General features: G+C 69.5%; 17 protein-coding genes. 13 read left to right on the forward strand and 4 right to left on the reverse strand.

What is annotated here, in order from left to right; all coding sequences use genetic code 11:
• Window positions 1–112 precede the first annotated feature (112 nt).
• The 3 genes from MXA07_RS04905 to MXA07_RS04915 all read left to right on the forward strand — a co-directional run bounded on the left by MXA07_RS04905 (window position 113) and on the right by MXA07_RS04915 (window position 5,675).
• On the forward strand, window positions 113–2,233 hold the full coding sequence (locus MXA07_RS04905) for a hypothetical protein (protein ID WP_247730932.1): 2,121 nt from the start codon (window positions 113–115) through the stop codon (window positions 2,231–2,233).
• A gap of 91 nt (window positions 2,234–2,324) precedes the next feature.
• Window positions 2,325–4,547 (forward strand): sensor histidine kinase, encoded by a 2,223-nt coding sequence (locus MXA07_RS04910; RefSeq protein ID WP_247730933.1) that lies wholly within the window; start codon window positions 2,325–2,327, stop codon window positions 4,545–4,547.
• Between the two features lie 108 nt (window positions 4,548–4,655).
• Window positions 4,656–5,675 carry a threonine aldolase family protein gene (locus tag MXA07_RS04915; protein ID WP_247730934.1) on the forward strand — a complete coding sequence of 340 codons (1,020 nt, stop codon included), beginning with the start codon at window positions 4,656–4,658 and terminating at the stop codon, window positions 5,673–5,675.
• A gap of 144 nt (window positions 5,676–5,819) precedes the next feature.
• Here the strand turns inward: MXA07_RS04915 and MXA07_RS18145 are convergent, their stop codons facing one another.
• Complete coding sequence (locus MXA07_RS18145) at window positions 5,820–5,948, reverse strand: DUF7859 family protein (protein ID WP_282102537.1); 129 nt, start codon at window positions 5,946–5,948, stop codon at window positions 5,820–5,822.
• 614 nt (window positions 5,949–6,562) lie between these two features.
• Window positions 6,563–7,072, reverse strand: coding sequence for a metallophosphoesterase (locus tag MXA07_RS04920; protein ID WP_247730935.1), 510 nt, complete (start codon window positions 7,070–7,072; stop codon window positions 6,563–6,565).
• 163 nt (window positions 7,073–7,235) lie between these two features.
• On the opposite strand from MXA07_RS04920, the gene MXA07_RS04925 reads away from it, so the two are divergent.
• Together MXA07_RS04925 and MXA07_RS04930 are read left to right on the forward strand one after the other, a co-directional pair.
• The gene (locus MXA07_RS04925) at window positions 7,236–8,183 is read left to right on the forward strand and encodes a cation diffusion facilitator family transporter (RefSeq protein WP_247730936.1); all 948 of its coding nucleotides are present in this window, start codon (window positions 7,236–7,238) and stop codon (window positions 8,181–8,183) included.
• Between the two features lie 75 nt (window positions 8,184–8,258).
• Window positions 8,259–10,436 (forward strand): ATP-dependent DNA helicase, encoded by a 2,178-nt coding sequence (locus MXA07_RS04930; RefSeq protein ID WP_247730937.1) that lies wholly within the window; start codon window positions 8,259–8,261, stop codon window positions 10,434–10,436.
• A 65-nt stretch (window positions 10,437–10,501) separates the two neighbouring features.
• On the opposite strand, the gene MXA07_RS04935 is transcribed toward MXA07_RS04930, so the two are convergent.
• Window positions 10,502–11,002: a 2'-5' RNA ligase family protein gene (locus MXA07_RS04935; protein ID WP_247730938.1), complete on the reverse strand. Its 501-nt coding sequence runs from the start codon at window positions 11,000–11,002 to the stop codon at window positions 10,502–10,504.
• Between the two features lie 76 nt (window positions 11,003–11,078).
• Window positions 11,079–11,264: a DUF7554 family protein gene (locus MXA07_RS04940; protein ID WP_247730939.1), complete on the reverse strand. Its 186-nt coding sequence runs from the start codon at window positions 11,262–11,264 to the stop codon at window positions 11,079–11,081.
• A 246-nt stretch (window positions 11,265–11,510) separates the two neighbouring features.
• On the opposite strand from MXA07_RS04940, the gene MXA07_RS04945 reads away from it, so the two are divergent.
• From MXA07_RS04945 to MXA07_RS04980, 8 genes are all read left to right on the forward strand, one after another.
• Complete coding sequence (locus MXA07_RS04945) at window positions 11,511–12,719, forward strand: helix-turn-helix transcriptional regulator (RefSeq protein ID WP_247730940.1); 1,209 nt, start codon at window positions 11,511–11,513, stop codon at window positions 12,717–12,719.
• A gap of 362 nt (window positions 12,720–13,081) precedes the next feature.
• A complete protein-coding gene (locus MXA07_RS04950) occupies window positions 13,082–14,386 on the forward strand; it encodes an argininosuccinate synthase (protein WP_247730941.1) in 1,305 nt (434 codons plus the stop codon).
• 2 nt (window positions 14,387–14,388) lie between these two features.
• The gene (argH, locus tag MXA07_RS04955; protein ID WP_247730942.1) at window positions 14,389–15,879 is read left to right on the forward strand and encodes an argininosuccinate lyase; all 1,491 of its coding nucleotides are present in this window, start codon (window positions 14,389–14,391) and stop codon (window positions 15,877–15,879) included.
• A 221-nt stretch (window positions 15,880–16,100) separates the two neighbouring features.
• Complete coding sequence (gene lysW, locus MXA07_RS04960; RefSeq protein ID WP_247730943.1) at window positions 16,101–16,265, forward strand: lysine biosynthesis protein LysW; 165 nt, start codon at window positions 16,101–16,103, stop codon at window positions 16,263–16,265.
• Window positions 16,262–17,173 (forward strand): lysine biosynthesis protein LysX, encoded by a 912-nt coding sequence (gene lysX, locus MXA07_RS04965; RefSeq protein ID WP_247730944.1) that lies wholly within the window; start codon window positions 16,262–16,264, stop codon window positions 17,171–17,173. The genes lysW and lysX overlap by 4 nt, the downstream gene beginning before the upstream one ends.
• Window positions 17,173–18,342, forward strand: coding sequence for an N-acetyl-gamma-glutamyl-phosphate reductase (argC, locus tag MXA07_RS04970; RefSeq protein ID WP_247730945.1), 1,170 nt, complete (start codon window positions 17,173–17,175; stop codon window positions 18,340–18,342). Before lysX ends, argC begins: the two co-directional genes overlap by 1 nt.
• Window positions 18,339–19,358, forward strand: a complete 1,020-nt coding sequence (locus MXA07_RS04975; RefSeq protein ID WP_247730946.1) for an acetylglutamate/acetylaminoadipate kinase — start codon at window positions 18,339–18,341, stop codon at window positions 19,356–19,358. The genes argC and MXA07_RS04975 overlap by 4 nt, the downstream gene beginning before the upstream one ends.
• Window positions 19,355–20,512, forward strand: coding sequence for an aspartate aminotransferase family protein (locus tag MXA07_RS04980; RefSeq protein ID WP_247730947.1), 1,158 nt, complete (start codon window positions 19,355–19,357; stop codon window positions 20,510–20,512). The genes MXA07_RS04975 and MXA07_RS04980 overlap by 4 nt, the downstream gene beginning before the upstream one ends.
• Window positions 20,513–20,532: the final 20 nt, after the last annotated feature.

A 20,532-nucleotide genomic window follows, 5' to 3' on the forward strand; every position in this document is an offset into this window, starting at 1 on the left:
TCGTTTCGACGATTTGCCGCGACTCGCCGCGCAATCGTCGCGCCGGCCTCGCGTCGGTCAGCGAGCGAGTCCACCAGTATCTCTATACCCGTACCGCGTGACGTGTCTGGTCGTGCCCGACGACGAAGCACCGGTTCTCGACATCGAGCACCTCGACACCACGATTCGCGCGGTCGACCGCGCGAACAACGTCTCCCGGATCGAGGTCACGGGGTGGGACCCGATCGCGACGGAGCGGCCGATTCCCTACGCCCTCGACGCCACGACGTCCGGCCGCGTCAACCGACTCTCGTTTTCGTCCTGGGGGACCTCCGTCGGGCGGGTCGTAGACGGGACGTTCGATGACCACGACGCGGTGGCGGCTCGCGAGGATCACGACATCGGCGAGGGGGACTTCATCCTCGAACTCTTCAAACCGATACACGCGTTCATCGCCTTTGCCGGTCCGGCCACGCTCTCGATCGATCACGCCAGGCGCGGAACGCTCACGTTCGCCCAGCCGACGCCGGTGACCGTCGGATTTCGGAGCCACCTCCACCTGCCCCGCGATTCGGTGACGGTCCCGCCGACGCCCGAGGGCCTCGCCGCGGCGATTTCGCACTTTCCCTATCAGTACGCGGCGACCGGGCCGATACGGACGGCCAGCCTCTCCCGGAAACACCCGCCGCGTATCAGGTACGGCGACGCGATCGAGATCCCGCCGGCCGTCGAGCGGCCGACCACGACGACCGGGATCGAACTCCGGCTTCCCGACTCGTTCGCGTCCCTCGTTCCGGCCGCGTCGCTCGCCACCTATCTCGGTGCCAGGGTTACCGTGAGCGACCGGGACCGACCCCGACTCGTCGCGCCGTCCGCCGATCTCGACCGGACGTTCTCGCCGATGCCCCGGTTCCAGCACGAGGCGGCGGAACTCCTCCGACGGGTGTTCTACCTCGACATGTTGGTCCGGGTCGATGTCGAGTACGACTGGGACGCCATGGAGCGCGACGCCCTCTCGGTGCTGGATCTCGACGCCGACCGCTGCATGGCGGATTCGCTCGCCGGCCGCCTGGCGACGTACCTCTCGGTCGACTTCGAGCGCGTTTCCGCCGTCTTTCCCGAGTGGCCGACGTCCATCTACGTGGAACCGACGGCCGACCACGCACGGACGCTCCCCACTCTCGTCAGCGTCCTCACCCAGCCGTACCTTCACAGCGGACGCCCGGATCGAGACGCTGCGGCCGGTAGCCGGCGGGAGCGGGCGATCGACGCGTCACACCCTGCCGGCGATTCGTTCGCGACGATCGATCCCCCCGACCCCCGGTCCGAGCCGGCCGCCCCGTTCGTCGGCTGGATGGGGCCCGATCCGATGGCCGACGCCTACCGACTCTCCCCGATCGCGATCGAGAACCGGGAGCGGTACGTCGGGCGGGCGGATCCGGTCGCCGTCGACGTCGTCGCGCCGGCGAACGGTTTGGAGGCGGTCTGCGAGGACGCCACCGAGTACTACACGTCCGACCCGAACGTCTCGGTGGACGTCGCCGTCCACCGCGATCCCGATCGCGACGCGCTCGAGGCCGTCTTCGACCGGGGGACGGACCTCCTGCACGTGCTCGGTCCCTGTCGTGACGGCATTCCGAGCGCGGACGGGCCGATCCGACCGGCCGCGGTCGAGGACTTCGCCGCCAAAACGGTGTTTCTGGACGACACCGGCGCGGCGACCCTCGCGGCCGAGTGTCTCGAGGCCGGCAGCGTCGTCTGTCTCACCTGGCCGAACTCGGCCGGCGACGACCTCCCGGCGAACGCGTCCCCCTCCGACCGCGCGGCCGCGCTCGCGTCGCCGCCGGCGACGGCGGTCCGGTCGTCGCTGCTGAAGTGCCTCACCGGCGGGTTCAGGACCGAACTGGCCCGCCGGTACGCGAACCTGGCCGCCGAGTCGTGGCCGTCGCCGCTGGTTTACGGTGACGGCACGCTCCCGCTTTCGGACGTCGGACAGGGCGACGTGTTGCCCCTCGAAATCCGCTCCGTTCGTGACGGCACGGTCTCGGTGGCCCTGCCAGTTCGCCTCGTCGAACCCGGCATCACCTTCGGTGGGCCGCCGCTCGACCGCTGGCAGTTCGCCGGCAGCACGTTTTCCGTGCGCCTCGATTGGGCTCAACTCAACCAACTGTTAGCGACCGGGCAGTACCTGATCTTCCACGAGGGAGCGATCTACCGGCCCGACGAGATCGGACCGTTTTACCCGCTCGTATGACGGCCCCGGTTCGTCTCACCTCCCACGTCGCCCGTCCCCTCGAACGAAATAGACCCACAATGTACAAGCCGGTCACTCCCGAGCACGAGGTATGGGCGTGACGATCCTCGTCGTCGGTGCCGTCGAGGAGGCGGCGTTCGAGCGGGCGATCGATCCCTTGCCCACGCGGATCGTCGCCGCGCCCGAAGCTGTCGGTCCCGCGATCGAGTCAGCCTCGATCGCGGGAGTGATCGTGCTCCCGTCCGCTGCGGATTCGCTCGACGACATCGTTGTCTCGGTGCCGTCTCCGACGCCCGTGGTGGCAGTCGTCGACACCGCGGACGCGGGCGCGAACGCGCTCGCCGCGGGGGCCGACGATTTCCTCTCCCGATCGACCGTCGAGGCCGCCCCGGACGCGCTCGCGGCCCGGATCGACTCGCGCGTGCAGGCGGGTACGGCCGGCCGGACCGGTTCGTGCGGCGACCCGGAACGGATCCTCGACCTCCTCGACCCGTTCGTCGCGGACGAACTCGTCGCCGTCTTCGACGCGTCGGGTCGTCACCTCGCCGCGACGGGAGCGGCGCTCTCGGACGGGCTCGACCCGGAGACGCTTTCGAGCGGCCACGTCACCGACGTCTTCGGCGCCGAACCCGCGCTGTCTGCGCACCTGGAGGCGAACTACGCCGCCGCCGTCGACGGGACGGCTCGACGACGCGAACTCGCGTACGGGCGCTCGTCCTACTGGTTCGAGACGATCCCGATCCCGGGGACGCCCTGGGGCCTGTGTCGGATCACCTCGACCGTGCCGGTCCGAACAGCCTTCCCCGGACGCGAGGACGTCCAGTCGAAACTGCACCGCCTCCACGAGGTCTCTTCCCGGTTCGAGGCGGCCGAAACCGAGAGCGAGATCTTCGAACTGGCTGTCGAGTCCGCCGAGCGCATCCTCGAGTTCGACGCCTGCAACGTCGCGGAGGTCGAAGACGGCATGATCGTCCCCCGCGCGGCGACCGCGCCGGAGATCGACGTCGACGTCTCGCTCGCGAGCACGGACGAGAGCATCGCCGGAAAGACCATCCGAACGGGCGAAAGCTACCTCGTCGAGGATGTCGCGGCCGATGCCGAAGCCAGGCCGACCGACGCTGCCTATCGATCCGGCCTCTCGGTGCCGATGGGTGAGGACGGCGTGTTCCAGGCCATCTCGACCGAACCCGGCTACTACGACGAAACCGACCGCACGCTCGCGGAGTTACTCGTCGCCCACGTTGGAAACGCCCTCGAGCGCGTTCGCTACCAGGACGCCCTCACCGTCGAGCGCGACCACTTCGCCGCGCTGTTCCAGAATATCCCGGACCCGGCCGTCGAGTACTCGCTCGTGGACGGCGTTCCCCGGATCGAGTCCGTCAACTCGGCGTTCGTCAGCCAGTTCGGCCTGGAACCGGACGAGGCGGTCGGCGAGTCGGTGCTCGATCGCCTGGTTCCCGATGGCGAACGGGAATCGGCGCTCGGTCACTACGACCGGATCGCCGACGGCGACCCCGTCGACGCCGAGGTGGCCCGCCGGACCGACGACGGGATTCGCCCGTTCCTGCTCCGGAGCGTCCCCGTCGCCTCGGCCGACGGCGGGCGGGGCTACCTGATCTACACCGACCTGGGCGAGCTGAAAGCCCGCGAACGGGAACTTCGCCAGCAGAACGAGCGCCTCGATCGGTTCGCGAGCGTCGTCAGTCACGACCTCAGGAACCCGCTGTCGGTCGCCTCCGGCTACCTCGAACAGGCCAAAGCCACCGGGGACGTCTCGTACCTCGACGAAGTCGAGCGCGGGCACGACCGCGCGTTCGCCATCATCGAGGACGTCCTGACGCTCGCACGCGGCGGCAATACCGTCTCCGACCCGGAGGACGTCGACCTCGCGACCGTCGCCCAAACTGCTTGGGGAGACGTCGACACGGGCGACGCCACCCTCGAATTACCCGTCGACCGCTCCGTTTACGCCGACCAGGGGCGGCTCCGCCAGCTCTTCGAGAACACCTTTCGCAACGCGATCGAACACGGTCGCCCGGACGAGTCGGCCGATCCCCTGACGGTGACCGTCCGGGAGATCGAGGGCGGCTTCGCCGTCGCGGACGACGGCGTCGGCTTTCCCGACGACGTCGCGGACCTCTTCGAGTACGGCGTGACCACCTCGCCCGACGGCACCGGCTTCGGCCTCTCGATCGTCGCGGAAGTGGCCGAGGGACACGGCTGGGACGTCGAATCCGCGGACAGCCCGGACGGCGGGGCCGAGGTTCGCATCACGGGTACCGACGAGCTCGCCCACCTCGATCTCGACGAGTGAGTGCCGCACCGTCGTGGAACCGTGCCAGCGGTGACCCGGACCGACGATGGCTCGAGAGGTTGCGTCGATCTCCGACAGGTTTAGCACCGGTCCGTCCCCATCGAAACTATGATCGACTGTCGGTCAGACACGGTGACGAAACCGGACGGGGAGATGCGCGAGGCCGCGTTTTCGGCCGAGGTGGGGGACGACGTCTACGGCGACGACCCCACCGTCAACGAACTCGAACGGCGGGCGGCCGAGCGCGTCGGGACGGAGGCGGCCCTGTTCGTCCCGACGGGGACGATGGGCAACCAGGTGGCGGCGTTCGTCCACACCGAACCCGGCCAGGAGGTGCTCGCCGACCGCAGGAGCCACGTCGTCAAGTACGAACTCGGCGGCCTCGCCCGGCACGCGGGCCTGCAGGTGCGCATGCTCGACGCCGATCCGCGCGGCGTTCCGACGCCCGAGCAGGTCGCGGCGGGCTACGTCGAGGAGGATCTGCACCGACCCGGAACCGGCCTGCTCTGCCTCGAGAACACGCACAACGCCCGGGGCGGCCTCGCGATCGAACCCGCCGCGATCGCCGCGGCGGCGGAGGCCGCTCACGAACGGGGCGTACCCGTCCACCTCGACGGAGCGCGCGCGTTCAACGCGGCGACCGCCCTCGACGTTCCCGTGACCGACCTCATCGGCCCCGCTGATTCGGTCATGTTCTGCCTCTCGAAGGGCCTCGGCGCGCCGATGGGGTCGATCCTCGCCGGCGACGCGGACTTCGTCGAGGAGGCGAGACGCGCACGCAAGAGCTTCGGCGGCGGCATGCGCCAGGTCGGGATCGTCGCCGGACCCGGGTTACGAGCCCTCGAGAACGTCGACGACCTCGCGGCCGATCACGACCTCGCGCGAGCGCTCGCGGCGGGGCTCGACGAGATCGACGGCCTGTCGGTCGCCGAGCCGGAGACCAACATCGTGCTCGTCGACGTCGCCGGGACGGGCCTCGACGCCGCGGCTGTCACCGAGCGCCTGCGGGAAAACGGCGTCCTCGTCTCCGAATTCGGCCCCGAGACGGTGCGCGTGACGACCCACCGCGATCTCGATCGCGACGACGTGGAGGCGGTCGTCGAGCGCACCAGTTCGACGCTTTCGTGAACGCGCGGATTCCGTCGCCACGACGGCTCGGTGACGATGTCGTCGGAGATGCGGGGCACCGCTCCGCAGGGTCGGCTGCGGTGCCGGTCGGCCGACGCGCGCGCGACCGCCGCCGAAGTCACCAGCATCCGGCGCGCCAGTCACTCACTTCTTCATTCCGTCCTGGAACTCGAGGACGGTCCGTCGAAGGAGGAGGTACGTGAAGAATATCAGGACCAGCAGGATGGCGACGATGGCGAGGATCACCGGATCGTCCGGCAGGAATCCGAGCATACCGTCGGCTACAGGCGGCGAGGTCAAAGACGTTTCGACGCGCGTACTCGTCGCTCGTGCGCTTCCCGCGCGCCGGCGTCGTCACGGCGGGCCCGATCCGGCCCTGACCCGGTTCGGCCAAGTCCGGACGTGTCGGGCGCTCGACGAGCGTCTGACGGTGAAAGGCGAATTTTAGCTAGAGGTGGCTATAACTCCTCTCCACCCATCGTCTCGGATGCGCCCCGGCGAACCACGCCGGTGGGTTCGACCGGGGTTGGCCACGACCCGGTGGCCGCCTGTCTGACATCACCTGCGGGCGCAGCCGGGTGCGCTGGCTCCCGTCCGCACCGCGCTGGTCATGTGACCCGCTCGGTCAGGTGCCCGCTGTCGCCCGCCACACCGGCATCCGATCACCATCTCGGGCCCTCCGCGGCGACCGTACCGTCCCGCCTTGCGAACCCGCCCTGTCCGAGACGACCGCCCGACAACCGACCTCCCGATTCCACTCCCTTTCCGATTCCGAACCCGTTCGACTCCTGGCCCTCCCCGCTCCCGACATCGCCACGCGATCGGGTTGACTCCGCCACGCGCACGGCCGTCCCGGCGATCGGCCGGTCGGCTCTTTGGACCCGACGTCAGCGGTCGACGATGGTCGAGGCGATGGTCGACCCGTCGGGCTCGCGCTGTTCGATCGCGAGTCCGTCGTCCGTCCGCTCGACCGTCGCGAATCCGGGTCGATAGCCGCGCGGCTGGGCGTGACTCCCGGGATTGCACAGCACGACGTCGTCCGTTTCGACCAGCGTCGGCTGGTGGCTGTGGCCGAAGACGACCAGGTCCGCGTCGCGCTCGCGACCGAACATGGCCAGCGCGGTTTCGCCGCCCGCCGGCTGGTGGCGCACCGCGATCGTGACCCCGTCGGTCTCGATCGTGCGCTCGGTCGGCAGGCGATCCGCGACGCCGGGTTCGTCGACGTTCCCGGCCACGGCGTACAGCGGAGCCGAGAACGACTGGAACGCGTCGAGCACCGCCTCGGTCTTGAAGTCGCCCGCGTGGACGATGGCGTCGGCCTCGCGGGCGGCGGTCAGCGCCTCGCCTTCCAGGCAGTGGCCCTCGGTGCCGTGCGTATCGGAGAAGACGGCGATCATACCGAACCGTTCGCCGGCCCCGCGGAGGATTCTTTCGGTCGATCGAAGCGACCGCTTCGTGGTTTCATCCCGCCGCGCGGCCCACCGCTGACGGGTCTGTACCGTCTGCCCCGCCGATTCGAGTCGCCGCCATTTTTATTGCGCCGATCCGAACGAACTCCCGATGGCAAGCAGCAGGTCGGTCGTGATCGCCGCACTGATCGCCAACGGCGCGATCGCCGTGATGAAGTTCGTCGGCTACCTCCTCACGATGAGCCCGGCGATGCTCTCGGAGACCTACCACTCCATCTCCGATACGGGCAACCAGGTGTTCCTCCTGATCGGCCTGCGCTACGGCGCCCAGGAGGCCGACCGACAGCACCCGTTCGGCTACGGCAAGGCGCAGTTCTTCTACGCCATGCTCGTCAGCGTGATCCTCTTCGGCATCGCGGGCTGGGAGAGCGCCCGCCACGGAATCGACGCGCTGCGTCACGGCTCGCACGCCACGATGGGACAGACGCCGCCGCTGCCCGTCGTCGGCGCCGTCGACGGCGTCTACGTCAACTACGCCGTGCTCCTCGGGGCGATCGTCTTCGAGGCGTGGGCGCTGAAGAAGGCCTACGAGGGGATCTCCGCCCAGATGGACGAACACGGCTGGGAGACGATCCGCGAGGCGTTCCGGAAGACCAGCGACGTGACGACGCTCACCGCGCTCACCGAGGACGCGATCGCGCTGGCCGGCGCGGGCATCGCCCTCTTCGGCGTCTACCTCACCCGGGTGACGGGCAACGAGGTCTACGACGCCGGCGCCGCGCTGCTCATCGGACTCCTCCTGATGGGCTTTGCGATCGCACTCGCCTGGGAGAACAAGCGTCTCTTGCTCGGCGAGAGCCTCTCACCACAGGCCGAGCAGGAACTTCACGATATCGTCGCCGGCTCGGACGTCGTCCGCGAGGTCGTCGACTTCCGGACCGTCTTCTTCGGGGCCGAGGAACTGCTCGTGACAGCCGACGTCGTCTTCGAGCCCGACGTCGAGGCCCTCGACGAGCGCATCGCGGAGATCGAGGATGCTCTGAAGGCTCACGACGACCAGGTGCGGCGCGTCTACCTCGAACCCGATACCGGCGCGTGAGGCGGGAGGATCTCCCCCGAAGTCGGCGCCGACCGGGACGAACGCTTTTATCGATATAGAAACCTATCACCACGTGTGCCAGACTCGGCCGACTACCTGCGCTTCTTCCCGTACGACGAGCCCTACGCGAACCAGCGCGAGGCGATGGACCGGATCCACAACGCGCTGGTCCGGGGCCAGGACGTGCTCTTCGAGGGCGCCTGCGGGACGGGCAAGACGCTCTCCGCGCTCGTCCCTGCCCTGTCGGTCGCGCGCGAGGAGGACAAGACGGTCGTCATCACGACGAACGTCCACCAGCAGATGCGCCAGTTCGTCGAGGAGGCCCGCGCCATCGTCGAGACCGAGGACATCCGCGCGGTCGTCTTCAAGGGCAAGGGCTCGATGTGTCACATCGACGTCGGCTACGAGGAGTGCCAGACGCTGCGCGATGCGACGCACGATCTCGTCGAGACCGAACGCGAACACGCGGACCTCGAACGTCGCCAGGAGCAACTGCTCGAAGAGAGCCAGGACGGCGACGGCGCCGCCGCGGAGGCGCGGGCGGCCGTGATGGACGAACTCGACTCGCTCGAAGCGGAGCTCGAGGACCTGGAGGATCGCAACGTCTGTGACTACTACCACAACAACCTCACCGAGCCCGGAGCCGAGGAGGACTTTCACGCCTGGCTCTTCGAGGACGTCCGCTCGCCCGAGGAGATCTACGAGTACGCCGAGAACCGCCGGCGCTGCGGGTACGAACTCCTGAAAGACGCCGTCGAGGGCGTCGATCTGGTCGTCTGTAACTACCACCACCTGCTCGATCCGGGCATCCGCGAGGCCTTCTTCCGGTGGCTCGGTCGCGAGCCCGAGGACGTCATCGCCGTCTTCGACGAGGCGCACAACTTAGAGGACGCCGCGCGCGATCACGCCAGCCGCGAGTGTTCCGAGCGGACGTTCGCGTCGGCGCTCGACGAACTCGACGACGCGGACGACCCGCGCGCCGGCCCCGCGCGAAACGTCCTCGAGACCTTCTACGAGGCGCTCCGGGAGACGTATGATGAATCCTTCCAGTTCGGCGATCGGGAGCGCGTCGGCGAGAACTGGCGCGACGTCGCCGTCGCGAACGACGACCGGCGTGACGACCTCACGCTCTCCTTCCTCCAGTCGTACTCGGGGCCGGGCATCGACGACGACCTCGAGGCCGCCGTCTCGCTCGGGCGCGACCTCGACGAGGAGTACGATGAGGCCTACCGCAACGGCGAGCGCGAGACGCGGACGGAGTGTCAGACCCTGCGGGCCGGCCAGTTCGTCCGCGCCTGGATGGACGACGGGGCGTCAGCGGGCGTCTACCCCGTCCTCGCGGTGCGACGCGACGATGGGACCGACGAGCTCTACGGCCGCGCGGAGCTCTACAGCTGCCTTCCCACGCACGTGACCGGCGACCTCTTCGACGCCCTCTCGGCGACGATCCTCATGAGCGCGACGCTGCAACCCTTCGACGTGACCGAGGCCGTCCTCGGGCTGGACGATCCGGTCACGATGGCCTACGGGCTCGACTTCCCCGCCGAGAACCGCCGGACCTACGCCGTCGAGACGCCGGCGCTCTTCGCGAGCGAGCGCGACGATCCGGACGTCCAGGACACCGTCGCGACGACGATCAGCAACGCGGTGCGGATGACGCCCGGCAACACCCTCGCCTTCTTCCCGAACTACGGCGAGGCCGAGCGCTACGCCGGGCGCGTCGACCCGCTGGTCGAGGCGACGGTCTACCGCGACGAACCCGGCGTGAGCGTCGAGGACCTCCGCTCGGCGTTCGTCGCCGACGAGAACGGCCTCCTGTGTACCTCGCTGTGGGGCACCCTCGCGGAGGGCGTCAGCTTCGACGGCGACGACGCGCTGACCGTCCTCGTCGTCGGCGTCCCCTACCCGCACCTGGACGAGCGCGCCGAGGCGGTCCAGGATGCGTACGACGCCGCCTTCGACGGCACCGACACCGGCTGGCGCTACGCCGTCGAGATCCCGACGGTCCGCAAGACCCGTCAGGCGCTCGGCCGCGTGCTCCGCTCGCCGACCGACGTGGGCGTCCGGGCGCTCCTCGACCGCCGCTACTCCGGTCGGGCCAAGGGAGACCTGGGCACCTACAGCGTCAACGGCAGCTTCCCCATGCACGAGCGCGAGGAACTCCTCGATATCGAACCCCAGAAGCTCACCTACGCAATGGGCAACTTCTACGCGGACCACGGCGCCTACGACGGCGATCCCCCGGCGCCGTGACCAGGGGGCCGGAATGCGGTACGAGAACGCTCTTGTCGATGTCCCGGTGTCGGCTGATCCGGTCCTTACGCCGGTAACGTGACGCGGCTCACCGGCAACCGGTGCGCGCCGTCGAAGAACTCCAGTTCGGTGACGGTGAAGGTGATCGGGTCGATCTCGCGCTCGGCGAGGCGCTTCGCGGCCGCCTCGTCGCCCCCTCGGGCCAGCGTCACGTGTGGGACGTAGTTTTCGCCTTCGAGATCGGCCACGGGGTCGAAGACGTCGGCGAGCTCGGCGTGAATTCGTTCGAGGCCGGGGCTCTCGACGGCCAGGTAGACGACCGGGGCGGTGCCGACTGGCGGGTCGGCGAAGTAGTCGATCCCAGTGATCGCGGCCTCGACCGCCGGCGTCCCGTCGAGCGCCCGGTGCGTTCGCCGCTGCAGGGAGTGCGGGTCTGGGCTATCACCCAGTCGTTTCACCAGCAGCGAGTGCGTCTCCCGGACGCGGTCGAAGCCGTGGAGGTCGGGGTAGAGCGACGACGCGAGTTCGCGAACCCGCCCGGGAACGGGAACGTTGACGCTGTACACACCGTTGCTGGGGGCGCTCGCTCAAAGAACGTGACGGTTCGCGGGTACGAGTGCGGTCGACCGATCCGCGTTCGCCTTAGAGGCGATCGAGGAGCCAGAGGACGATCATGAGGGCGATCACGAGGACGATGACCGTGCTAACGATCTCGGCGACGAACCCGATCAGCGGATCGAGGATCTTGAGGGCGAGGTAGACGGCTATCAGCCCGAGGACGATCTTGAGCAGGTCCTCGACGTCGAGTTCGCCTCGTTCGAGTGTCATAGCCTTCGATAGGTCCATCCGCCACAAAAACCCTCCGTTCAGCTAGCCGACAGTATCCGTGAGCGTCTCGCCGTTCACGGCCGGGCGAAACGTGCGCTGCCGATTGGATCCTGAGCCGGTTGGTGGCGCGTCCTCGAACCGATCGTTCGGCGTCGGATCGCCGGAGTCCGGCGACTCGACGGTGGTGTGACAGGTATTGGCACGTTGCGCAAGAGACTAATGGGCAGGGACAGTCACCTGAGGACGATGGCCGCGTTGTCGGCCCGACTGGTGCGTCTGGTGTGCTGTGGGATGCTCGTCAGCACGCTCGCGATGGGCGCCGTTAGCGCCGGCTCCGCGGGACTGGACGCCGAATCGACCGACGGCGGATCGCTAGTTGCTGGCCCGGATACCGACGCTATTGGCGGCTCCGACCGGAGCGCGTCCCGGGCCGACGCCGTGACGGTCGACGGCGGAACGCGGATCGTCGATCGCGAGGCGCCACGCCCGCTCGTCGACAACGAGTCGTCGCTCCTCGACGGCTTCGACGCCGTGGAGACGACGTTCGACCTCGCCGTCGAGAACGGCACGGCCCACGTCGACGTCGTCTACCGGTACGAACTCGGCGACAACGAGTCGGTCGCGGCGTGGGAGGCGCTCCGGTCGAACATCTCCGACAGCCCGGCGAGGTACGCGGAGGCCGAACGCGAGCGCTGGAACGCCACGCTCCGGACGGCGCGCAACGTGACGGACCGGGAGATGTCGATCTCGGCCGTCTCGGTCCGGACGGACGAGGTCACGACCCCGCGAAGCGCCGGAACGGTGACGTTCTCGTTCACCTGGACGGGGTTCGCCCGGGTGGAGACGGTGATGGTCGAGGTACAGGGGACGCTCTCGCAGTACACGCTCGCGGAAGGAACGACCCTCTGGATCAGGTGGCCCGAGTCCTACAATTACCGCGAGATCTCCCCCGGTCCGGACCACGTCCGCGAGACCGGGGTCGGCTGGGACGGCGCTCGCACCGAGTTCATCGACGACGAACCGCGCGTCGCCATCTTCCCGGCGACGAACGACACCGGATCGGAGCCGGCCCCGGCCGAGGGCGGGCGGAGTCCGCTCGCACTATTCTTCGTGGCGCTGCTGGTGCTCGGAACGGTCGCCACCGCCCTGTGGTGGCGCCGCGACGGCGCGGTCGACCGGCGACCCGACGAGCCGGTTCGTACCCCGCCCGCGGCGGCGGACGGCCCGCCGCCGGAACTGCTGAGCAACGAAGAACGCGTCCTCGAACTCCTCGCGTCCAACGGCGGCCGGATGAAACAACAGGACGTCGTCTCGGCGCTGGACTGGACCGAGGCGAAGACGAGCCAGGTCGTCGGCGACTTGCGCGACCGGGGCGACGTCGAGGTGTTCCGACTCGGGCGCGAGAACGTCCTCGCGCTCCCCGACCGCGAGGAATCGAGTGAGGAACGAATCTAGCGCCTTCGGACGATCGAGACCCGTCGATCGATGGTGATGCGTCGTTCGATCCGGACGTTGCAACGTTTGCCGCCCGCACAGGCTTTAAGCCCCACCGGCACGTTGCCGGGTGTAATGAGTCTCGGGTCGCGTCGTTTCCGCTCGCCCCCTGCGAGCGGCGCGTCCCCGCGACCGCGACGGCTCCCGCGGCGGCCCCTTTAGGGCCACACTCACTCTCACCACTGTCTCCCGGCTGATGCTATTTCACCTAGCATCGCTCGCACAAAAATTTCAAAACCTCGGTTAGCTTGCCGTACAAACTTTATTTTCTAAAGTTAAAGCGGTGTATTTATACGTCCGCGGCCGATTCGTTCGGGTACGACATGACACGCGTTGCACTCGCGTTCTCGGGCGGGCTGGACACGACGGTCTGCGTGCCGCTGCTCGAGGAGGAGTACGGATACGACGAGGTGCTCGGCGTCACGGTCGACGTCGGGCAACCCGAATCGGAGTTCGAAGAGGCCGCGGAGACCGCCGAGGCGCTCGGCCTGGACCACGTCGTGGTCGACGCGACCGAAGCGTTCGCCGAGCTCTGTCTCGAAGCGGTCCGCGCGAACGCGACCTACCAGGGCTACCCGCTCGGGACGGCGCTCGCGCGCCCGGTGATCGCCGAGGCCATCCTCGAGGTCGCCGAGGAGCACGGCTGTACCGGCCTGGCCCACGGCTGCACCGGGAAGGGCAACGATCAGCTTCGATTCGAGGCCGTCTGGCGCGACTCGGACATGGAAGTCATCGCGCCCGTCCGCGAACTCGGGCTCACGCGCGAGTGGGAACAGGAGTACGCGGCCGAGAAAGGCCTGCCCGTCGAGGGCGGCAACGAGGGCGACTGGTCGATCGACACCAATCTCTGGAGTCGCTCCGTCGAGGGCAAGGAACTCGAGGACCCGAGCTACGTCCCCGGCGAGGAGATCTACGAGTGGACCGACGCGCCGTCGGGCGAGACGGCCGAGATCGAGATCGAATTCGAGGAGGGCTACCCCGTCGCCGTCGATGGCGAGGCCTACGACCCCGTCGCCCTCGTCGAGCACTTGAACGAGGTCGCCGGCGCGTACGGGGTCGGGCGCACGGACACGATGGAGGATCGCATGCTCGGCCTGAAGGTGCGCGAAAACTACGAGCACCCGGCCGCGACGACGCTGCTGGCCGCCCACGAGTCGCTCGAAGCCCTCGTCCTCACCCAGGAGGAGCGCCAGTTCAAGGACACGATCGACGCGAAGTGGGCCGAGAAGGCCTACGAGGGCCTGATCGACGCGCCGCTCGTCGGCGCGCTGGACGCTTTCGTCGCCGAGACCCAGCAGCGCGTGACGGGCACGGTCACCATCCGCTTCGAGGGCGGCCAGGCGCGCGCCGTCGGCCGCGACAGCGCGTACGCGGCCTACTCGGCCGAACACGCGTCCTTCGACACCGAATCGGTCGGGAAGATCGAGCAGGCCGACGCCACCGGCGTCGCGAAGTACCACGGCTTCCAGCGTCGCCTCGCGAACGAGTCGATCGCCGCCGTCGAGGCGGCCGAGGGGGCGAACGGGACCGAATCGCCGACGCTCGCGACGGACGGGGGGGCGGCAGCCGACGACGCCACTACGGTCGAAGACGCCGCCACGGCGGACGACGAGACGACAGAGGAGTGAGCATGACCGGGGACGAGGCGACGAACGGGGAACTCGACGCCGACGAGAGCGTCGTTCGCCGCGATCGCTTCAGCGGCGGCCCCGCGCGCGACTTTCTTTCCTCGCTGGCGGCCGACGCTCGCATCTTCGCGGCCGACATCGCGGTCGATCGCGCCCACGTCGTCATGCTGGCCGAGTGCGACGTCGTCGACGACGCGACCGCCGGAGCCATCCTCGCCGCCCTCGAGGAGATCGAGACGGCTGGCCACGACGCGCTGCCCGACGGCGAGGACGTCCACGAGGCGATCGAGACGGCGGTCGTCGACCGCGTCGGACCCGACGGCGGGCGGATGCACACCGCGCGCTCGCGCAACGACGAGGTCGCGACCTGCATCCGCTACCGCCTGCGCGAGGACGTCTTCGACGCGATCGAGGCGACGCTCGCCCTGCGCGAGGTGCTCGCAGAAATCGCCGAGGCCCACGCGGAGACGATCATGCCGGGCTACACGCACCTCCAGCCCGCCCAGCCGACGACCGTCGCCCAGTGGGCCCTGTCCTACGAGTCGACGGTCGCGCGCGACACGGCTCGCCTTTTCGACGCCCTCGGGCGCCTCGACGCCTCGCCGCTCGGCGCGGCCGCATTCGCCGGCACGCCGTTCGAGATCGACCGCGAGCGCACCGCCGAGTTGCTCGGCTTCTCGTCGGTCCTGTCGAACGCGACGGACGCGGTCGCGAGCCGCGACGTGCTCCTCGAGACGACGGGGGCGCTCTCGACGCTCGCGACGACGCTCTCCGGATTCGCCGAGGACCTGATCGTCTTCGCGAACCGCGGCTTCGTCGACCTCGACGACGACTACGCCTCGACGTCCTCCATCATGCCCCAGAAGAAGAACCCGGACACGCTCGAACTCGTCCGCGCGGTCGCGGGCGACGCGGCGGCGAGCGTCCAGGGCCTCACGACGACGCTCAAGGGCCTCCCGCGCGCGTACAACCGCGATCTGCAGCGCGCGACGCCCCACGTCTGGGCGACCGTCGACGCCGTCACCCAGGCGACCGAGGTGGCCGCCGGCGCGGTTGCGACCGCCGACTGGAACGAGGACTCGCTTGCCGGGGCGGCCGGGGAGGGCTTCTCGACGGCGACGGGCGTCGCCGACCTGCTCGCGATGGCCGGCGTCCCCTTCCGCACCGCCCACGAGATCGTCGCGGAGGCGGCGACCGCGGCCGAGGTGGACGACGGTTCGATCCGCGAGGCGCTCGCGGACGCCGCCGAGGCGCACCTCGAGGAGTCGCTCGAGGAATTCGTCGACGCCGAGGCACTCGACGCCGCGCTCGATCCCGCTTCGAACGTCGCGAGTCGCGACTCGGCGGGCGGCCCGGCCCCGGACGCGGTCCGCGACCAGCTGGCGGCCGTCGGCTCGTCGATCGAGGCCGATCGCGAGACGCACGCTGACCGCGTTTGCGTCGTCGAATCGGCGGCCGAACGTCGGCTGGAGGTGGTCTCGACCTATGTCTGAGCGCGACATCGCCGGGCCGATGGCGCGACGTCAATCCGGACTACGACCGCGGCGGGGTCGGCCGCGGTCCCCGCCGGGGGACACTATAAAATCGAATTGATATTCGACGCGTAATCGCGGCGGAAACCGTTCGAAACCACTGTTAGCCTGCGGTACAGATATATAATTAATCAGAGAAGTTCGACGAATTTATGTACCCGTAGCCCCGACGTGGGAGTACCATGACGACGTGTCCCGAGTGCGGGGCCGACCTGTCCCTGCACGACGACCCGGAAGCCGGAGAGATCGTCGACTGTACCACCTGCGGCGTCGAACTCGAAGTGATCGACACCGCGCCACCAGTCCTCGATCGAGCCCCCGAGCTCGAAGAGGACTGGGGTGAGTGACCGTGAAGATCGGGGTATGCTACTCGCGCATCCGCGCGGACGAGAAGCTCCTGCTGTCGGAACTGCGCGAGCGCGGCCACGACGTTGTCAAGGTCGACGTCCGCGACCTCGAACTCGCCGTCGACGAGGCGCCCGAGATCCTCGCGGACCTCGACATCGTCGTCGATCGCTGTCTGGCGACGAGTCGCAGCGTCTACGTCACGCAGTTCTGCGCGGCCTACGGCGTCCCGGTCGTGAACTCTCCCGAGACGGCGACCGTTTGCGCCGACAAGGTCCGCACGAGCCTCGCGCTCGACGGCGCGGGCGTCCCGACGCCCGCGACGAACGTCGCGTTCACCACCGACAGCGCGCTCGAGGCCATCGAATCGTTCGGCTACCCGTGCGTGCTCAAGCCGGTCGTCGGCTCCTGGGGGCGCCTGATGGCGAAGATCGACTCGCGCAGCGCCGCCGAGGCCATCCTGGAGCACAAGTCGACGCTCGGCCACTACGAGCACAAGGTGTTCTACGTCCAGGAGTTCGTCGAGAAGCCCGGCCGCGACCTGCGTGTCGTCGCCGTCGACGGCGAGCCGATCGCGGGGATGGTCCGCTCGGCTGACCACTGGATCACCAACGCCGCGGCGGGTGCCGAGACGGCGCCGCTGGAGATCGACGACGAGATCGCGGAGCTGGTCGCCGCGGCGAGCGACGCCGTCGGCGGCGGGCTCCTGGGCGTGGACCTCATGGAAACTGCCGACGGGTACACCGTCCACGAGGTCAACCACACCGTCGAGTTCAAGGCGCTGAACGGCTCCGTCGACGTCGACGTCCCCGCGGCGGTCGTCGACTGGCTCGAAGCCGAGGCCGCGGCGGAAGCGGCCGGCGACGCCGACGAGACGACTGACGGCACCGAACTGGAGGTGACCCACTGATGGCCCGCGGGACGTCAGCCGCTACTGCCGACGACGCAGACGATACTACCGACGCCGACGACGTGACCGCCGATGCCGACGCCGCCGGGGCCGCGGGTACTGACGACGCGGCCGCCGAGACGGTCACCGCGAGCGTCGTCGGCGCCAGCGGCTTCGCCGGCGGCGAACTCCTGCGTCTGCTCGCCGGCCATCCCAACTTCGACATCCAGCAGGCGACGAGTCGCGGAAACGCCGGCAAGAGCGTCGGTTCGACCCACCCGCCGCTTCGCGGGACCGAGCTACGCTACACCGATCCGACGGAGCTGGAGTCGGTGGACGTGCTCTTCGCCGCGACGCCCCACGGCGTCTCGATGGGCCGCATCGACGAGTTCTTCGAGGTCGCCGACACGGTGGTCGACCTCTCGGCGGACTTCCGCCTCGATTCCGAGCCACAGTACGACGAGTGGTACGACGGCCACGACGCGCCCGAGTACCTCGAAGCGGCCGAGTACGCCCTGCCCGAACTCAACCGCGAGAACCTGCCGGGCGCCGACCTGATCGCGAGCGGCGGCTGTAACGCGACCGCGACGATCCTCGGGCTCTATCCGCTGTTCGAGCACGGGATTCTCGGCGACGATGACGCCGACGGCGACGAGCGGATCGTCGTCGACGTCAAGGTCGGCTCCTCGGAGGGCGGCGCCGGCGGCGGCGCGGCATCGAGTCACGCCGAGCGCTCGGGCGTCGTCCGCCCCTACGCGCCGACGGGCCACCGCCACGAGGCCGAGATCGAACAGTGGCTCGGAACCTCGGTCTCGTTCACCTGCCACGCGGTGGACATGGTTCGCGGCGCGAGCGCGACGAGCCACGTCTTCCCGGACGGCCCCGTCTCGAAGGGCGACCTGTGGTCGGCCTACCGCGCGTGCTACGAGGACGAACCGTTCGTCCGCCTCGCCGCGGGCGGCTCGGGCGTCTACCGCTACCCCGAGCCCAAAGCCGTCGCGGGGACGAACGTCGCGGAGGTCGGCTTCGAACTCGACCCGTCGAACGAGCGCGTCGTCGTCTTCGCCGCGATCGACAACGTGATGAAGGGCTCGGCCGGCCAGGCCGTCCACGCGGCCAACGTCGCGCTCGGCTACGCGGAGACGGCCGGCCTCGAGTTCGCGGGCTTGCACCCGGTGGGATCGCCATGACCGCCGCGGAGACGCTGACGACGAACGAGACGCCGGTCGTGATCAAGATCGGCGGTGCCAGCGCGGTCGATCCCGCGGGCGCGCTCGCCGACGTCGCCCACCTGTCGGCCAACGGCCGCCCCGTCGCGGTCGTCCACGGCGGTTCGACCGCCGTCGACGAGACGCTCGAGGCCCTCGGCGAGGAGCCGACCTACGTCGAGACGCCCGGCGGCGTCGTCGGCCGCTTCACCGACGAGACGGCGATGGAGGCGTTCACGATGGCGATGGCAGGGACGGTAAACACCGACCTCGTCGAGGCGCTGCAGAACGAGGGCGTCGACGCGATCGGCCTGACCGGCCTCGACGGCAAGCTGCTCGCCGGCACCCGAAAGTCGGCCGTCAGAGTGCTCGAGGACGGCACGAAGAAGATCAAACGCGGCGACCACTCCGGGACGGTCGAGTCGGTCAACGCCGACCTGCTGGAGACGCTCCAGGCTGGGGGGTACGTCCCCGTCGTCGGCGGCCCGGTCCTCGGCGCCGAGTCCGACGGCGGCTACACGGCCGTCAACGCGGACGCCGACCGCGCGGCCGCGGCGGTCGCGGGCGCGCTCGGAGCCGACCTCGTCGTGCTGACCGACGTCGCCGGGGTCTACGCGGATCCCGAGGACGAGTCGACGCTGATCGAGTCGGCGACGACCGAAGCCGAATTCCAAGCGCTCGAAGACGCCGCGGCGGGCTTCATGACGAAGAAGGTGATGGCGGCCCGGGAGGCCCTCGAGGGTGGCGCGTCGTCGGTCGTCGTCGCCGACGCGAACGCGAACGACCCGGTCCTCACCGCGCTCGACGGGGCGGGGACGACGATCACGCCCGGGGCGGTCGGACTGACGACTGCCGCCGACGGCTTCGAGGCCGCGACTGGCGGGCCCGGGACCGCTACCGACGGACCCGGGGACGGCGTCACCGACGATGCCGACGGGCTCGAGGCCGGCGCCACCGACGACGCAGTCGACGACGAAGTCGAGGTGAGCGAGTCGTGAGCGGCTTCGTCTTCTCGCAAAAACCGGTCACGATCGAGTCGGGCGACGGCGTCACGCTGACGGCCGACGACGGCACCGAGTACCTCGACGTCGGCGCGAGCTACGCGTGCACGCCCGCCGGTCACTGCCACCCCGACGTGGTCGGCGCGATCCGGGAACAGGCGAGCGAGCTGCTCTACGTGCAGGGGTCGTACCCGGTCGAGACGCGCTCGACCCTCAGGGCCCAGCTCGCCGCGCTCGCGCCGGGAGAGATCGAGAACGTCTGGCTCTGCAACTCGGGCACCGAGGCCAACGAGGCGGCCCTGAAGTTCGCCCGCAGCGCGACCGACGGCACGAAGATCGTCGCCGCGCGCGGCGCCTTCCACGGCCGTACCGCCGGCGCCCTCTCGGCGACCTGGAAGCCGAAGTACAAGGCGCCGTACGAACCCCTGCTCGAGGACCACGTCGAGTTCGTCCCCTACGGCGACGAGGCGGCGCTCGAGGCGGCCGTCGACGACGAGACGGCCGCGGTCATCCTCGAGCCGATCCAGGGTGAGGGCGGCGTCAATCCGGCGCCCGCGGGCTACCTGCGGGCCGCCCGCGAGGTGACCAGCGAGACCGGCTCGGCGCTGATCTTCGACGAGATCCAGACCGGCCTCGGTCGCACGGGCTCGTTCTGGGCCTGCGAGAACGACGCGCTCGTCGACGCGCCGGTCGTCCCCGACGTACTGACGACGGCGAAGGGCCTCGCGAGCGGACTCCCGCTCGGCGCGACGCTCTGTGCGGACTGGATCGCCGAGGGCGCCGCCTCGCACGGGTCGACGTTCTCCGGGAACCCCCTGGTCGCCGCGGCGGCGACGGCGACCCTCGACGTCATCGTCGACGAGGATCTCGCGGCCAACGCGGCGGCCGTCGGGGAGACGCTCGTCGACGAACTCGAGACGGCCGACCTGCCGATCGACGGCGTCCGCGCGGCGGGCCTCATGGTCGGCCTCGAGGTCGGTCGCGGGGCGAACCGCGTCCTGCGCGACCTCGCGCTGGAGCACGAGATCCTCGCGCTGCCCGCCGGGCGCACGGTCGTCCGCCTGTTGCCGCCGCTAACGATCGACGAATCGCACGCGCACGCCGTCGTCGACGCGCTCGAAGGCACCCTGGAGGACCCCGCCGAATCATGACGACGATGATCGGAGGTACC

The organism is Halovivax limisalsi (assembly GCF_023093535.1).
In the GTDB taxonomy this organism is placed as follows: domain Archaea; phylum Halobacteriota; class Halobacteria; order Halobacteriales; family Natrialbaceae; genus Halovivax; species Halovivax limisalsi.

Coding starts and splice junctions, on each gene's coding strand:
- MXA07_RS04910 (WP_247730933.1), top strand. CDS start 2,325: ATGGGCGTGACGATCCTCGTCGTCGGTGCCGTCGAGGAGGCGGCGTTC.
- MXA07_RS04915 (WP_247730934.1), top strand. CDS start 4,656: ATGATCGACTGTCGGTCAGACACGGTGACGAAACCGGACGGGGAGATG.
- MXA07_RS18145 (WP_282102537.1), bottom strand. CDS start 5,948: ATGCTCGGATTCCTGCCGGACGATCCGGTGATCCTCGCCATCGTCGCC.
- MXA07_RS04920 (WP_247730935.1), bottom strand. CDS start 7,072: ATGATCGCCGTCTTCTCCGATACGCACGGCACCGAGGGCCACTGCCTG.
- MXA07_RS04925 (WP_247730936.1), top strand. CDS start 7,236: ATGGCAAGCAGCAGGTCGGTCGTGATCGCCGCACTGATCGCCAACGGC.
- MXA07_RS04940 (WP_247730939.1), bottom strand. CDS start 11,264: ATGACACTCGAACGAGGCGAACTCGACGTCGAGGACCTGCTCAAGATC.
- MXA07_RS04945 (WP_247730940.1), top strand. CDS start 11,511: ATGGCCGCGTTGTCGGCCCGACTGGTGCGTCTGGTGTGCTGTGGGATG.
- MXA07_RS04950 (WP_247730941.1), top strand. CDS start 13,082: ATGACACGCGTTGCACTCGCGTTCTCGGGCGGGCTGGACACGACGGTC.
- argH (WP_247730942.1), top strand. CDS start 14,389: ATGACCGGGGACGAGGCGACGAACGGGGAACTCGACGCCGACGAGAGC.
- lysW (WP_247730943.1), top strand. CDS start 16,101: ATGACGACGTGTCCCGAGTGCGGGGCCGACCTGTCCCTGCACGACGAC.
- argC (WP_247730945.1), top strand. CDS start 17,173: ATGGCCCGCGGGACGTCAGCCGCTACTGCCGACGACGCAGACGATACT.
- MXA07_RS04975 (WP_247730946.1), top strand. CDS start 18,339: ATGACCGCCGCGGAGACGCTGACGACGAACGAGACGCCGGTCGTGATC.